At 44.4% G+C, this 14,157-nt stretch carries 9 protein-coding genes; 1 reads left to right on the top strand and 8 read right to left on the bottom strand.

The features are described from left to right. Positions 1 to 102 precede the first annotated feature (102 nt). The 8 genes from AC58P7_RS24505 to AC58P7_RS24470 all read right to left on the bottom strand — a co-directional run bounded on the left by AC58P7_RS24505 (position 103) and on the right by AC58P7_RS24470 (position 13,029). Complete coding sequence (locus AC58P7_RS24505) at positions 103 to 4,056, bottom strand: LamG-like jellyroll fold domain-containing protein (RefSeq protein ID WP_497347583.1); 3,954 nt, start codon at positions 4,054 to 4,056, stop codon at positions 103 to 105. A gap of 492 nt (positions 4,057 to 4,548) precedes the next feature. Further along, a complete protein-coding gene (locus AC58P7_RS24500; RefSeq protein WP_497347581.1) occupies positions 4,549 to 6,180 on the bottom strand; it encodes an extracellular solute-binding protein in 1,632 nt (543 codons plus the stop codon). Between the two features lie 52 nt (positions 6,181 to 6,232). Then, positions 6,233 to 7,108: a carbohydrate ABC transporter permease gene (locus tag AC58P7_RS24495; RefSeq protein ID WP_497347579.1), complete on the bottom strand. Its 876-nt coding sequence runs from the start codon at positions 7,106 to 7,108 to the stop codon at positions 6,233 to 6,235. Next, positions 7,108 to 8,067 carry an ABC transporter permease gene (locus AC58P7_RS24490; RefSeq protein ID WP_497347577.1) on the bottom strand — a complete coding sequence of 320 codons (960 nt, stop codon included), beginning with the start codon at positions 8,065 to 8,067 and terminating at the stop codon, positions 7,108 to 7,110. The genes AC58P7_RS24495 and AC58P7_RS24490 overlap by 1 nt, the downstream gene beginning before the upstream one ends. Positions 8,068 to 8,271: 204 nt before the next feature. Further along, positions 8,272 to 9,696 carry a response regulator transcription factor gene (locus AC58P7_RS24485; protein ID WP_497347575.1) on the bottom strand — a complete coding sequence of 475 codons (1,425 nt, stop codon included), beginning with the start codon at positions 9,694 to 9,696 and terminating at the stop codon, positions 8,272 to 8,274. Then, positions 9,689 to 11,479, bottom strand: a complete 1,791-nt coding sequence (locus AC58P7_RS24480) for a sensor histidine kinase (RefSeq protein WP_497347573.1) — start codon at positions 11,477 to 11,479, stop codon at positions 9,689 to 9,691. The genes AC58P7_RS24485 and AC58P7_RS24480 overlap by 8 nt, the downstream gene beginning before the upstream one ends. Before the next feature lie 161 nt (positions 11,480 to 11,640). After that, entirely contained in the window at positions 11,641 to 11,817 is a 177-nt protein-coding gene (locus AC58P7_RS24475) for a hypothetical protein (protein ID WP_497347571.1), read from the bottom strand. 57 nt (positions 11,818 to 11,874) lie between these two features. Next, positions 11,875 to 13,029, bottom strand: a complete 1,155-nt coding sequence (locus tag AC58P7_RS24470) for a family 43 glycosylhydrolase (protein ID WP_497347569.1) — start codon at positions 13,027 to 13,029, stop codon at positions 11,875 to 11,877. A 235-nt stretch (positions 13,030 to 13,264) separates the two neighbouring features. On the opposite strand from AC58P7_RS24470, the gene AC58P7_RS24465 reads away from it, so the two are divergent. Continuing rightward, a complete protein-coding gene (locus AC58P7_RS24465; protein ID WP_497347568.1) occupies positions 13,265 to 14,050 on the top strand; it encodes an AraC family transcriptional regulator in 786 nt (261 codons plus the stop codon). Positions 14,051 to 14,157: the final 107 nt, after the last annotated feature.

Below are 14,157 nucleotides of genomic sequence, written 5' to 3'. Positions count from 1 at the left end.
CATCTATGGAACTCGAAAATAAGTCCTAGACAGCCGCTGTATTATTGAGCTATCGTTTTCCGATAGTTAACATTTTAAGAACCGTTGACCGAATAGCGAATTCTACTCGTTCATCACTGCCAATACTTCCGACGCAGATAGAGCACGATTATAAATGCGGAAGCCATCCACCAGTCCATTAAGATAGGGATCTGAGGAGAATTCGGAGCGGCCGATCCAATTCTGTGTAGTGTTACCGAGCATGGTAGGTGTTATGGTCAAGGCGGTATTCGTGCCTACCTGCACGCCATCGACGTAAAGTGTTCCCGTAGAGCCGTTCAGGGTAACTGCCACATGGTGCCATCCGCTCGCAGCCAGCCCCACAGTTCCGTCGATAACTTGCTCAGTGGATGAACTGGATTTGATCGCAAAGCGAACTTTGCCGGGGGTCCCGTTTTTCGGCGTCAGGAACATGTAATTGGACGTTCCAGAACCAAAATCGAATATCCTTGTCCAGTTGGTCACAGTATTCAGATTGACCCAGGCAGTTACGGTCATCGTGTCAGCGCTGGAAACAACACCGGTTGGCAATGCGACATATTGATTCGTTCCGTTCAGGCTCACTGCGTTACCGCTTTTTCCTGTTACCCAACTTGCACCGTTGGCCAATCTGCCGTCCCAGCCATTGCCGGAAACATCGGTTGCCGTCGTACCTGCTGTTGCGTCAAAAGGAAGTTCCACGATCGGGAATACGGATTGCCCGTTCTTTAAATGCATGATTTCGGAAGAGGTTAAAGCACGACTATAGATGCGGAAGTCGTCCACCCGCCCGTCGAGATAAGGATCGGCGGAGTATTCGGAGCGGCCGATCCAATTTTGCGTGGTGGCTCCTAAATCGGATGGTTTCAAGGTCATCGCGGTATTGATCCCTACTTGAGCGCCATCAACGTAGAGGGTACCTGTCGAGCCGTTTAAAGTGACGGCTACATGATGCCAGCCTCCTGTCGGCAGCGCAGCCTGCCCGTCAATTCTTTGTTCACTTGAGTTATTGACCTTGATCGCAAAGCGGATTTTACCGCTGGAATTTTTCGGCGTGAGGAACATATTGGTAGATGTTCCGGTACCGAAATCAAAAATTCGCGACCAGTTGCTTACAGTATCCAGATTCACCCATGTCGCAATGGTAGCTGTGTTGGCATTGGAGGAGATAACGCCGGTCGGAAGAGAAACGTAGCCGTTCGTTCCATCCAAATCAACTGCATTTCCGCTATTACCGGCTACAAAACTAGCGCCGCCCGTCAATGTGCCATTCCAGCCATTGCCCGTCGCATCGTTTGCCGTCGTTCCGCTTGTCTCGTCAAACGGAAGTTGTGCCACTGGCACGGTTTCGCCTGTGTCTCCAAATATCTTGAAATCGGAAATGCCGGCATTAATACCGCTTGGCAACCCGGTCGCTGTAACACGGACATAACGTGCGGTGCCGGTAAAGAAATTGTTGTAGACCTGAGCATCGTTCATATTGTTAGTCCGGTCAATCACTGTAGTCCAATTCGTATTATCAATTGATGTTTCGATCGTATAGGAATAAATTGAACTAGGCTGTTGCCACATCACCTTTGCGCCACCGGTAATAGTCTTGCTTGAGCCAAGGTCTACCATCCACCAATGGCCGGTAAGTCCGTCATTTGCAATCCAGCTGGTTGCAGTATTACCATCGTTACCATTGCTGGCCGGATTCGTTGTCTGAGAACTATCGCTACTTGCGGTCTTGTTCAATGCCAGATTAGTTGGATCTCCAAATACTTTGAAATCGTAGAAGCTGGCATTAGAACCGCTTGGCAATCCGGTCACGGTAATACGGACATAATGGGCGATACCGGTAAAGTAATCGTTTTGAACCTGGTCCGTGCTTGTATTGGCGGTCTTGTCAATGACTGTAGTCCAGTTTGTATTATCCGTTGATGTTTCAATCTTATATTGATAAACTCCACTCTTTTCCCACGCCACCTGGGTACCATTGGTGATATTCATGCTTTGGCCAAGGTTTACCGTCAACGAATGGCCGGTATTTCCATCATTCGCACTCCAGCGGGTTGCAGCATTTCCGTCCACCCCAAAGGAAGCCGGGTTGGATGTCTGAGAGCTATCGCTACTTGCGGTCTTGTTCATCGCAAGATTGGCTTGATCTCCAAACACGTTAAACTCGTAGAAACTGGCATTAGCACCGCTTGGCAGTCCGGTCACGGTAATACGGACATAACGGGCGGTATCGTAGAAGATATCGGATTGAACCTGATCCGTGCTGGTATTAGAAGTTTTGTCGACCTTTAATTTCCAGTTGGTATTGTCATTTGAGGTTTCAATCTTATACTGATATCCTCCGCCTCCGAGCTGCCACTTAACCTGAGTACCGCGGGTGATATTCATGCTTGATCCAAGGTCTACCGTCCACGAATGGCCGGTATTGCCATCATTCGCAGACCAGCGGGTCGTATCGTTACCATCGTTCCCGCTGGCAGCCGGATTGCCTGCCTGCGAACTATCAGCGCTGGCGGTCCTTTTCAAGGCCAGATTGATTGGAACATAATGCGGAATCGGTGTCGTTGATGGCGGAGTAGCACCGGAAGCTATGAAATTAATGTTGTTGGCATAGTTGCCGATTGAAAAATTCCCAGCACTGGCACTCAGAACTGGATTCCCGTTTACTGTCAAATTTTCAAATGTAACGTTCTGAGTTAATTGGGTGGAACTATTGCCGAAAATATCGTTCGTGTTGCTATTAGCGCCGGTATAGGAAATATTCTTGAAATAGACATTATTAATTCCACGCCCCACTCCAAGACCATAACCCGGATTTTTAAAAGTTTTGATATCTATGAACTTATTTACAACGGCATCGTCTATCCGAATATCCGAGAAAGTGGTATCGGATATCAGACTGCCATCGCTGGCGGTGAAGGACATCATTAATGGGAAACCGGCACTTTGCGGGTTATACGTCAAGATGTCCAGATTCGAAAAGTTGAGTGTATCAATGTTATCTCCGCCGCCAGCAGCACCCGGATTGCCATGGGTCCCTATATTGATCGGATGGGCTTTGCCCGGCATGAGAATCGAGTTGGTGACACTGATATTGGTCGTATTTCCTGAGAACCCCCAACGAGAAGCGTATACAGAAATTGAATCATCGCCGGAGCGAACAAATACGTCATTGATGGAAACATTGGAAACGCAGTAACTATCAATACCATCGGACCATCTCTGGAAAGCTAATACTTTAACATTATTTATGCTGACATTGGTGGAATTTCCGATAAGAATACCGTTGCCGCCGCTGTTCGCGTTATTGTAGTCGTTAAGTATGATACCATCAACTGTGATATTGTTGGCAAAACTGAGATCTACGGCAGTTGATGAGGGATGATCCAGAACTCCACGCCCAAGAACCCTGGCATTCGTGGCATTATTGAAATTCACTTGGCCTTTGACGACCGCTCCGCCTGCGACGTAAAGAGTCTTGCCGCTAGGCACGGTGTAGCTCTGATTATAAACACCGGGACCAAGGTAAATGACATTGGGGTCGGTAGGGCTTGGAGGATTCACTTCTACCGGATTGGCAAAAATCATCAGGTCATTGTCAACATTGCCATTAACATCAAATACAAGCTTCTGGGGACCGGAAATGCTAAAGGTCATTGTATTGCCGTTGATGGCAGGAGTAATACCAAGATTGTTAGGCTTAACTGAAGCCGATGTTACCGTTCCGGCATTATAGGTCACAGATAGATCTACCGGACCGTCAGTATCGAAATAAACAAATGATGCATAGGTGGCTCTAGTTGGCGCCCCAATTCTCGTTTGATATTCATCCAGATTCTGCCACGCTCCACCCGGTACACGCACTTGTACAGTAAAGGTAGTGTCCAATGTAACACCCGATGGGGCCGGATATGTTTTTAAAGTAGTAGCCGCTTGAACATTTGTCGGCAAGGTGAACGTCATTGGAAAGAAACATACTAAAAATGCAAGCAAAATAGATAACACTGTAGACCTTTTTTTACTTCTGTTAAAAAACATAATTTCACTCCCTCAATACATGAATGTTTTCTCCGTTTTTCTCGTTAAGGAAAACGCTTTCGATTTTACGCAGCGTAGCATTTATCTGGGCGAAAAGATTAGTAGCGACGCTTACAACTCCTATAACGCGCTCGCTAAAGAATACGATCATCCCGTTTTCCCAAAATCTGTTGCACCCCCCTTTCCCTAAGTCTACTTTCGTTTACAATCAAGCTGCTGTCTCTCTCACATTGATGGTTTCCCGCTCGCTGTAACATTAAGAATAAATGATTTATTTCGACACGAACATTCACGCATCTTAGATAATTTTGCATGATAGTTAGATTGTAAACGCTTTATTTTCGAGTTGATACTAAGAATAATCCATTTATATCTAACAATCCTCTATTATTTCTTTAACAGCTCATATGTAATCACATTCTCGGAGAAAAAACCGAAGTTGACATGCAACTTCGGCCTGAACTACTACTAGGTGATAAATCGTGTTTAAGCTTATTTAATACCCAATTCCTTAGCCTTCGCATTCACTTCGGCAATGGCCTCTGGCAGCCCCTTGGCATCGTAGCTTTTAATCGCATCCTGCCACATCTTTGCAGGATCGTCTTTCCCCAGAATGACTTTGATGAGATCGTCCTTAGCGCCTGAGTAAAATGCTCCGAGTTTGTCTTTCGCCGGTGTGGACATTAACATAACATCGAAGTTGATTGGCGCTGGTTTGTCTTCTTTCTTCAATTTCACAAAAGTATCATGATCATAGGACTGCCAAGCAGCCACCTCCGGATTGGAATTGACGACGTTCTTACCAGATTTTGTGAATCCACCGCGCCATGATGCCAGCGGACCCATTCCGATTGTGATCGGGTATTTCTTATTGAGGGCCTCGTCGCTCTTAAGCAGCGATATAGCTTTATCTCCCTCAATCTTGTAATCTACACCTTGAATACCGTTTACCGCTAAAGCATCATACTCCTCTGAAGCCATATAATCAATCAATTGAAGCGCTCTGTCGAATTTGGCGTCATCCAGCTTGTTGCTGAAGAAAGTCTCGGACCAGTAAGGCGTTTCGACGAACGTATATCGGTTCCCGTCCGCTGCAGGCCAAATATTCATAAATCCAACCGCATCTGCAACCTTTACACCAGGATTCGCTTTTTTAAATGTATCGACGTTAGCGGGAATGCCAAAAAACGATGAGCCAAAAGTAATGAAGGCTTGGCCGTTCATAAACTTCGTGAAGCCGTCCCCTTCCTTCTGGATCGCGAAATCCTTATCCAGCAGACCCTCCGAATAAAGCTGTCTCAACTGTTTGATTCCGTCATATGCTTTGGGTGAGGCAAAGGAAGGCATCCATTTTCCGCCATCATTCGTCCAAGACTTGGTGTTCGATAGTTCAGGGAAGCTTGAAAGAAATATCGTGTTCAAAAAATCCTTGTTTTGAATCGCAATTCCAACAGTACCGGGATGCTGCTTCTGGACGGCCTTGATCATAGCGACAAATTCATCAAAGCTTTTCGGTTCGGATGTGAATCCTGCTTGCGCCGCCCAATCCTTACGATAAACAATCTGTCTATCCATAACCCAATCGCTTGAATCGTTATATGTCATTCTTGGAATCATATAGAATTTGCCATCCACCTTCAGCGGCTGAACCGAAGGCAGCTTCATGATTTTGGCAATATTCGGATATTTGCTTAAATCTTCCGGAAGTGCTTTAATAACACCTTGTTTAGCCCACGAAGCATACAGGCTGGGATTTTCAACCGCAATAACGTTCGGGAAAATGTCAGGAAGTTGACCGGAAGCCGCCCACACCTTCGCCTTGTCCTGCCAGTCGTTCCAGGTGACCTGTACCGGATTAACCGTAATGTTGAATTTTTTCTGCATATCATTGAATATCGTATCATCCTTGGCGCCGGAAGCGTCGAATCCATCTTTAATCCCCATCCAAGAAACGTTGAGCTCCAATTGCTTCGTGTTTGCTTTGGTCGCAGATTCGGAAGCACTCGGCGTGTTCGAAGAGGAAGTTAACTGGTCTGTCTTTGCATTACTGCTGCAGCCGACGGCTACCATAGCCAGCACAACGAACATTACGGCCGGCACCATCGCTTTTTTGCTTTTTTTCATACAAACTCTCCCTTTTATCATTTTTTTATAATAATAGCTTTCGCTAGTATTATTAACCTTTAATGGATCCGATCATGATTCCTTTGGCAAAATACTTCTGGATAAACGGATAAACCATTATAATGGGGACTGCGGAAATCACAATCATGGCGGATCTGACCGAATCTCCGTAAATATTCTGTGTTCCCTTTGCCAATTGAGCGCCTGCTGCGTTGTTAATAATTGAGGTTATGTTCGTCAAGGCATTTCGCAACACCAATTGAAGCGGATACAATTTCGTGTCGTTAATAAAAAGCGTAGGCAACCACCATTCGTTCCAACGGTCTACAGCATAAAACAATATCATCGTCGCGATGATCGGCATGGATACAGGTACTATAATCCGTACCAGAATCGTAATATCATGGGCGCCATCGATTTTGGCCGATTCCTCCAACGATGGTTCGATCGTATTAAAAAAGTTTTTCATCAGAATAAGATAAAAGGTATTGACGGCAAGAGGTAAGATCATCACAAGCAGACTATTTTGCAAATGAAGCTTTTGCAAGGTAAGAAAGTATGGGATCAACCCTCCGGAAAAGAACATCGTAAAAATAATACAATTAAAGATAAGATTTCTTCCCGGCAATCCCTTTTTGGACAAGGCATAGGCTCCGGCGGTAGTTACGATCAGACTGAAAACGGTTCCTGATATGGTTACGATTACGGATATGAATAACCCTCGAATGACCTTTCCATCGATAATTAAATACGTATAGGACGACAAATCAAACGTTGACGGATACAAGAACAATCTGCTCGAACCGACATCGGTTACAGTCGAGAACGACAACATCAACGTCTGATAAAAAGGAAATAAAGCAAGAAGAGCAAGGATAGCTAGGAAAAGAGTAATGATAAGATTGGTTAGATTAATTCTGTTTCTCACTACAAGCCCTCCTCCTTTCCAATGGTTTTGACGAGGTAGTTGGCGCCGAATAACAAAGCAAAATTAATAACAGACTTCAAAAGGCCAACAGTCGTAGCAAAACCGAATCCGGTCGCATCCGTAAATGCGCTGCGATATACAAAAGTGTCCAGAATATCCGTATATTTATAGACGGCAGAGTTGTACATGTTAAAGATCTGATCGAAACCGCCGTTCATAGTTTGACCTACGGCCAAAATCAAGAGAATAGCCGCAGTCGATCTCACAATCGGCCAAGTAATCGCCCTCATTTGTTGGAACCGATTGGCGCCATCGACGGCTGCTGCTTCGTACAGCTCCGGATTTATTCCTGCGATAGCTGCCAAATAAAGAATGCACGACCAACCTGCCTCTTTCCATATATTCGACAGGAACAAAACGGCCGTAAAACTGGGACCATCCGTTAATACGGACCTTTTTTCAAGTCCAATAACCGTAAGGATTTGATTGTACAAGCCTTGATCGCTAAATATCCCAACAATAATTCCGCTTAGAACGACCCAGCTGATAAAATGTGGAAAGGTGAAGACGGTTTGATAAATGCGCGTCATTCGGCCTTTCGAAATTTCATTGAGCAGCAAGGCCAGAACGATTGGAATCGGAAACTCAATGATTAACCTGCCCAAACTGATCAGAATCGTGTTGCGAAAGGCGACCACAAAATCCGGATTACCGAATACTTCGCTAAAGTTTTGAAAATGATTCCATGGACTTCCGAGTATTCCTTTGGAGTAGTCAAATTCTTTGAAAGCGAGTACAATTCCATACATGGGAATATAGGTGAAAATAATGTAAAAAATAACGATCGGCGCTACAAGAACATAAAGGTACTTATGTTTTACGATTTCTTTCCACAATTGTTTGATCGACGGGCGCAAGGCTATGCTGCTTTGTAGTTCGAGTGACTCCTGCTTCTCCAATCCGTTTCACCTCTGTCTTTTTCTTTTACAAGTTTATCATAAGAGAATTTTGTCGAGAGGAACATTCACACATCTTAGACAAAGTTGCACAATACGAATGAAATATAAACAATTTATTTCGAAGGATTCTAAGAAATATCTATGGACATCTAAGTACCGTCCATAAATAACAGAAAATCCCGGCTTGATAGCCGGGATTTTCCGTTATTGTCCAGCACGATAGGCGCTGGGCGTTTTCCCTTTCATTCTTTTAAAAACCCGACTAAAGTAGAAGTAATCGTCATACCCCGCTTTTTCGGCTATCTCGTTCATCGGTAAATCTGTGGTCGTCAGCAATTGACATGTGTAATCGACTCGGAGCTTTGCCAAATATTCCGTAAACGTTGTCCCGACTTCCTTCTTGAACAACTGGCTTACATAGTTTGCATTCACATTAAATTGTTTGGAAATGCTCGGAATCGATATATCGTTACAATAATTTTCGTTGATATACTTAAATATGGCGTTGAATGTTCGATTTCTCGCATGAAGCGGTCTCCATTCATTATTCGTTTTGAGCTTTTCCGATAATAGCCCTTTCAGGAACTGCAGCATGTCTGAAGCGGTGCCGAACAAGCTTGCCAATTGGTCATAGGAATAAATGAATTCTTCGTATTGTTCTTCTTCGCTGTTATGGGCGAATGACATGATATGATTGTACACGATTAGGGCATGCTTCATATTCAAGTACCCGTTAGCAAATAAGGCCCCCATTTCGTCAAGCAAATCACAAAGCGCAACCCTATCGCTTTTCCAAGTGGCTTCAATCAGTTTATTAATGGAATAATCTTTCTCCTGCAGGTCGGGTGATTCATCTGAGAACCTGTATTCTTTACCTTTTGTAAAGTATAGGTACGCTTTGATTTCAGCCTCATGGATGGCTGTTTTGATCTGATTGACCGTATGGATAACGCCGCTGACTCCGATCACCTGGATTCCGTTCGTTGCAGCTTCCAGCGAATCGACGTTTAAGCGATTTTCAAGGCTATCCTGAATAAGATATGCGTACTTGCCAAAACCCATTCTCAAGGTGATGCAGCCTTGCAATCCATCAAGCTTTAGCTTGTTTCTTCCGATCGAAACGACGGCCCTCATCCCATTCGCCGATTCCATATCGATTCCCGAAGAGATAAGCGACTTACGTAAACCTTCCCTGCCATATTCATTATTTTCCTCAATGAAATCCAAAATATCTGTTGACATGGAGGTTTCGCGATCTTCCAGAATCACCTTGGCTTTTTTTAAGTAACCAATAATCTCCGCATCATCGAACGGCTTCAGACAGTAACCAAAGGCGCCGTAATTAATCGCTTTTTGTGCGAACGCAAATTCAGCGTAACCACTCACAACGATGAACAGAGCACGACTGAACGTATCCTTTACATTTTTAATGAGTTCAAGGCCGCTCATGCCGGGCATCCGGATATCCGTAAACACGACATCCGGTTTGATGTCCGCTATCCCTTTGAACGCTTCCGTACCACTCAAAGCATAGCCGGCAACTTCAAATCCGTATTCGTTCCAATTTACGCTTGCTTTTAAACTCTTGATCACCAGTTCTTCATCGTCCACAAAGTAGACTTTAAACATCTGAGCCACTCCCATACGGTATCATGATGACAACTTCTGTTCCTATACCGCTCTCGCTTTTGAGCATAATGCCATACTCGTTCCCATAATTCAACTTTATCCGATTGTTTACGTTAGCCATTCCAATATTGACGGTCCGATCATGGATTTTGCCTGCTCCCCCCTCCTGAGCAGACAAGCTTTCCTTAATCGACCGAAGTTTTTCAGCTTCTATGCCTGCTCCGTTATCTTGAACGGATAGGGAGATTATATTCTCTGAAATCTCTCCTTTAAGCTGCAGCAAGCCTTCTCCGATTCTAGGTTCAATCCCGTGGAAAATCGCATTTTCCACGATCGGTTGCAGGATCATTTTCGGCACCTTACACTCCAAAATCGCTTCGGGAAAATGATATTTCACTTCAAACCGATTTCCAAACCGGATTTTTTGAATAAAGATAAAACTTTTGATAATCGTAAGTTCCTCGCGAAGTGGGACCATATCTGTCCCTTTGATGCTATAACGAAAAACAAGGGCAAGAGCTTTTGTCATATTAAAAATCTTGTCAACCCCTTCTTCCGCTGCAATTCCTTTGATAGACTCTAGTGTATTGTATAAGAAGTGCGGATTGATTTGACTTTGCAAATACGCCAATTCGGACTGCTTTTTGACCAATTCTGCCTCGTACAGTCTTGTATTGCTTTCCAACAGCCGATGAGTTAAATCGTCAATTTCATCCAGCATCTCGTTAAACTCGTTTGCCATTACAATAATTTCCGCATATCCCTGCAAATTGATTCGCTTTTGAAGGCTCTTCGGTTTTCCTAATTTGATTTCATTCATTAAACGCATCAGCTTCTTCAAGGGCTGAAGAATATTATTGATCACTAGAAAAAACGGAATGGCTAATAAAAGCATGGAGATAAAAAAGATAAAAAATGATTGTTTGCGAATATCACCTATACCACTCAGCAGCTCGCTCTTTGGCAGCTTAAAAATAATTTCCCCCCCGAAATCGGCAATCACGCCTTTCTGGACGATATACGCCCTATCTTTTTCCAAAGACAAAATGTCTGAGTAGGCGCTTCCGGGTTTTACGGAGTCGTCATTGGTAAAAAAAACGTTACCTATACGATCCACCACGTATATTTTACCCCCGCTTGGACGCATCACTTTATTTGAGGAACCCAATAAAGCGTTTGCATCCATAACAATCATGAGAGTGCCGATTTCTTTGGTGTTTTCAAAGTTCGCAATGGAATAGATTTGAGCTCCCGCAATAAATACATGTTTGTCCTCGTTATTGTAAGGGAGGATTTTCAGTCCTGAAAAATAGTAAAGCTGTTTTTTCGGTATTTCGTCTTTTAGTGGAAACAAGTTATTGATGTCGCCGTTAATGTTGAATTTCGTACCTTCGCTTCCGATCAGAGCGATATCCAAAATACCGTCTTTCATGCTGATCATGTCTGAAATATAGCTTTTCAGTTGTGTATATTCCTCATATTTAGCTGTTTGATCAGTCTCGGTCAAATATTGTTGGACAATGGGTGAATTATAAGAAATATTTTGAACGATCCTCTTCACAACATCGCTGTTGGATGATATGGTTTGATTCATTTGAGAGATCATTTCCGTAAAATATTCGTTATTTTTCTTTTCCACGACATTTGCCGCTTTAAAGTAATTGGTAAAAATAATAAAAATAACGATAACGATAATTAGAATGACCAATACGGATAACTGGACTCTTATCGGCAATTTTTTCAGGTATGCCATATTTTCACGACCTCTAAATGATGTTGCCAATGGGTCAAATACTTCCGGGCGGGTTGAGGAAATGACCTTCATATTCCGGAAATTTTTCTTTGATCGCATTGTGGAAATAAGGATACCATTCAAAAAATCCCATGTCTACTTCTTAATTACCGATATCGATATACTCCAAATCGGGGGGTTCCGCACCAGTTCTACTCTTCCGGACACAGCGTTACGTTCGGTCCCTCATGCTCGCGATGTGTCAGGATGGGACCGATTACCTGCCAGTCATAAAGATTCGAGCTGTCTGCGGCATAGGTTACCGAGCTGAGCTTAATCGCGGAGCGGAATGTCCATGCTAGCAGATCGGGACTCGTATAGTGAAGCATACTGCGCTTATTGCCGGCCCAGCGATCTGGTACAATTTGATTAAAAACGGATGAATATTACTGTATTGTCACCTTTGCTCTTACCTTGCGATCTGTCGGATCTAGCCCCCATCCCGGCTTACCGAAGAACGGCATGCCGTCCGGCTTCCAGAATAATCGCTGAACGCGAGAATGACGATTGGGATCGTAAAGCGGATCGCCGATGATCTCTTTATAGGGACGAGCATGATACACGATAAGATCGGCGGAGCGGTCCTCGGACACCGTGAAGCTATTATGCCCTGGACCGTACTCGGAAGCAGCATCGTTGCTGACGAATACCGGCTCCTTCGATTTGGTCCATGAAGCAGGATCGAGCAAATCGCTCGTGTCGGCCGCCATTAACAAGCCCATACAATAACGGTCATCCGTACCGCTTGCGGAATAGGCCATATACAAGTGTCCGTTCCGCTTCAGCACGGCTGGGCCTTCATTCACGCGATGCCGTTGGATTTCCCAGTCGTATTCTGGGGATGAGAGCTTCACCGGTTGACCTGAAATCGACCACGGCTTGTCCATAAGTGCGATGTAGAGACAGGATTCCTCAAAAATCTGGGCCCATACCAAATACCTACGCCCCTCATGCTCAAAGGTTGTCGCATCCAGAGAGAAGCTCTCGACCGGGAGCTCGATTTTCCCCTTCTCCACCCAATTCCCTGTAAGTGGATTCTCATCTGCACATTCAAGCACGTACATACGGATGTCCCATTTGTTTTCCGCAGTGCCAGCTGCGAAGTAGATGTACCATTTTTCGTCGATCCTATGAAGCTCCGGCGCCCAGATATGGTTGCCCATCTCTCCTTCTTCGTGCTTGGTCCAGATGACAGTCTCCTCAGCGGTCGAAAGACCGTCGACGGTTCGAGATCTCCGCAGCACTAGCCGGTCATACTCCGGTACGGACCCGGTAAAATAATAATATGCGTCCGTATGCCTCAGCACATAAGGATCAGCACGATTCGGAACCAGCGGGTTCGGATAATTGTCCCCCTCCACGGTCCCCGCTACGATAATGCTTCCCGACTTCTCCAAAAGCGATGGGTTCACAGGCTCCCAGCTGACCGGAAATCTTTCAACCATTCCGCCCTCCAGCTCGACCTCGACTAGTTGCGGCAGGTTCAGAGGTTCGCCTGCAGCCATTTTGATATTCGTTTCCTTTACACCCACTATCCTCACGCCTTGTCACCTTCCTAGCTCTAATGGAATTGTATTTCTACCAAAACCGCTCCCGATTTCACATTATGGAAGACAATCTGGAATTGATCATAATGTCATCCTCTTACTTCCAAGTGTTGAAATAGAGAGAACGAGTTGTTCTCCTATATCCCGGTATTATAGATGGTTGTTCCTTCGCATTCAATGAACTATAATAGTCAAAAACTAACCTATCGTGCTCTTGGGGAGTGTTCGTATGCTTGAGTTGATTACTTGCGGGTATCATTTCGTTCACTATGACGGTATCATGATTAACCGACCGAATGGCTCGGGAAATTACGCCTTTGTATTCTTTAAAAGCAGTGCCGAGGTGAATCTGCACGGCAGCTCTTTTACCGTCGATAAAAACTCGTTCATCTTATTTCAGCCCGTTTCGTCCTATTACTACCGTGATTTTGAAAACCCGTTTATCAATGACTGGTTTCATTGCAAGGGAGATGACATACAAGAATTTCTTCTACAATTGAATCTCCCCATGGACACACCGATTAAAGCTCCTGATCCACTGCTGATCTCCAAATGCATAATGGACTTGCAGAGTACATTACGTCTAGGCGGACCACTGCGCGACAGGATTATCGACTGCGATCTACGATCCTTTTTTATGAAGCTGAGCGATTTGCGGGAACGAACCGCTCATCCCGACAAACTTAACCGGTATTACTCTCAGTTCTCCGAGTTGCGTAACGAGTTGTACAGTTCTCCCAATAAGAACGTTTCCGTGCCTGAGCTGGCTTCCCACTTAAATATGAGCAAATCGTATTTCCAGCATATCTATAAGAACTTATTCGGATGCTCCGTGATTACTGACATCATTAATGCCAGACTTGATTACGCGAAGTATCTTTTGGATCATAGTGGATTATTGATTACCGACATTTCCAAAATGTGCGGCTATGAGAACGACACCCATTTCATGCGTCAATTTAAAAAATTCGTCGGCATCTCGCCTCGACAATATAAATTCAGAAACCAAGCCTGAAAGCTTCCGACCGGTTGTTGGCTTATTACTTTTCGGCATTTCTCGGTTATCTTAGAGTGTATTTTTTCCATAAATGTCTAATATATTTTAATTCTTCGAATATTTTC

The organism is Paenibacillus sp. J22FR5, assembly GCF_059691975.1.
Note: the sequence above shows the minus strand (reverse complement) of the source record. Positions and strands in the feature narration are given on the sequence as shown.